We start from the raw sequence: 1,072 nt of genomic DNA, 5'->3' as shown, positions 1-1,072 counted from the left end.
TGTACTGAGACACCACGTTAGTTACACGGGAAATAGGTGAAGACCTCTTAGATTTGGTGGTTACCACACACACCCGAAACTAAGAGGTCTTCATGTCCCACCGTAATGCCCGACTGGCCCCGGCAGGAAGATTGATCCTGGTCCAGCGCGTCACCGCGGGCCGGCCCGTCGCCCACGTGGCGAAGGAAATGGGCATCTCCCGGCCCACCGCCTACCGGTGGGTGAACCGTTACCAGGAGGAAGGACCGGCCGGCTTGGAGGATCGTTCCTCGAGGCCGAAGTCCTGTCCGCACGCGACCACACCGCAGAAGACGGCCGAGGTTCTGGCGGCACGGACTGAGCACCGTTCCGGGCCCTCGGACCTGGCCGCCCGCACCGGGGTCGGAGCCCGCACGATCTCCAGGATCCTGACCCGTGCCGGGATGCCCAAACTTTGGGACCTGGACCCCCTGACCGGTGTTCGGATCCGTGCCGCACGCGCCACGGACCGGCGGTATGAACGCGAGGCCCCAGGGGACATGATCCACATTGACGTGAAGAAACTCGGCAGGATCCCCGACGGCGGCGGCTGGCGGGCCGACCCGAATCAATCGGCCCGCAACCACAACACCGGCCACCGGAAAGTCGGCTTCGACTACGTCCACGTGGCCGTGGATGATCACTCCCGGCTCGCTTTCGTGGAAATCCACCCGGATGAGAAAGGCGCCACCTGCGCCGGGTTCCTGACCCGGGCGGCAGCGTTCATGGCATCCCACGGTGCGCCGGTGAAGCGGGTGATGACCGATAACGCGTTCGCCTACCGGCTCTCGAAGGATTTCCAGTCCGTGCTCACCAGCCTGGCGGCAAAGCACATCCTGATCAAACCCCGCCATCCGTGGCAGAACGGCAAGGCCGAACGGTTCAACCGGACCCTGCAGGAAGGCTGGGCGTACCGGCAGGTTTTCACCTCCAACCAGGCCCGTACCGATGCCCTGCAACCCTGGTTAGACTTCTACAACCATCAACGCCCGCACGGCAGCCTCGGAGGCAAAGCACCCATCAACCGGTGTAATCAACCTGCTGTCTGAGTACA

1 protein-coding gene is annotated in these 1,072 nt (G+C 63.9%); it reads left to right on the top strand.

Annotated features, from left to right (window positions below; all coding sequences use genetic code 11):
* Nucleotides 1-92 precede the first annotated feature (92 nt).
* Nucleotides 93-1,067 carry an IS481 family transposase gene (locus H9639_RS16715; RefSeq protein ID WP_191809213.1) on the top strand — a complete coding sequence of 325 codons (975 nt, stop codon included), beginning with the start codon at nucleotides 93-95 and terminating at the stop codon, nucleotides 1,065-1,067.
* Nucleotides 1,068-1,072: the final 5 nt, after the last annotated feature.

Origin of the sequence: Arthrobacter gallicola (assembly GCF_014836775.1) — a bacterium.
In the GTDB taxonomy this organism is placed as follows: domain Bacteria; phylum Actinomycetota; class Actinomycetes; order Actinomycetales; family Micrococcaceae; genus Arthrobacter_B; species Arthrobacter_B gallicola.
The sequence above is the reverse complement of the archived record's forward strand: the minus strand, read 5'-3'. Positions and strand labels throughout refer to the sequence as shown.

Bases quoted from the DNA above. Each gene is read 5' to 3' on its own strand.
- H9639_RS16715 (WP_191809213.1), top strand. From the start codon at position 93: ATGTCCCACCGTAATGCCCGACTGGCCCCGGCAGGAAGATTGATCCTG.